The following is a 660-nucleotide window of genomic DNA, read 5'->3' as shown; positions in this document are numbered from 1 at the left end:
GGTGCAATGGCTATCTTTAGTGGCATCGCAGTAACCGCATTGATCAGTGGTGTGATTCTAATGTTATTCTCGAACACGCTTGTTCGTTGGATGCACGGTGCAGAAAACACTCACAGCACTGCAGAACAAATTGAAGAGCAACAAACACAAGTTGCTTAACATGGTTTCAAAGTTACTAAAAAGGGTCGCAATCGCGACCCTTATCTGTATTCATTCAGTACAGAAAACCAAAGCTCTACAGCTTGCTGCGTACTAGTTCTGCCATCATATCGATATGCATGTCATCGTCATTAAGGCATGGAATATAGTGGAACTGCTCACCACCCGCTTCCATAAAGATCTCTTTGTTCTCTCCAGCTATTTCTTCCAACGTTTCTAAACAATCAGATGAAAATGCAGGAGTCATGATATCAATTTTCTTCACGCCTTTACTGGTGATGGTTTCCAATGTTTTATCAGTGTAAGGCTGTAGCCACTCTTCTCGGCCAAAACGAGACTGATAAGACATACCAATCTGATCCGATGATAAACCAAGCGCCTCACCAAGCAAGCGAGTGGTCGCTTCACAATGCTGAGGATAAATGTCGCCATTGTCTGCATAACGTTTAGGAATACCGTGATATGAACACAGCAAGTAATCCCCTTTGCCATACTCTTCCC

The 660-nt window shown here is 43.2% G+C and carries 1 protein-coding gene and 1 pseudogene; one reads left to right on the top strand and one right to left on the bottom strand.

Annotated features, from left to right (window positions below; translation table 11 throughout):
• Positions 1 to 159: pseudogene (locus tag R8N47_RS25745) on the top strand (dipeptide/tripeptide permease); the annotation flags it as partial.
• A 76-nt stretch (positions 160 to 235) separates the two neighbouring features.
• Here R8N47_RS25745 and hemH read toward each other — a convergent pair.
• Positions 236 to 660 (bottom strand): ferrochelatase (hemH, locus tag R8N47_RS25740; RefSeq protein WP_318186169.1); only part of this gene is annotated, 425 nt, incomplete at its 5' end.

The sequence above is a fragment of the Vibrio sp. 2132-1 genome (assembly GCF_033344315.1).
The sequence above is the reverse complement of the archived record's forward strand: the minus strand, read 5'-3'. Positions and strand labels throughout refer to the sequence as shown.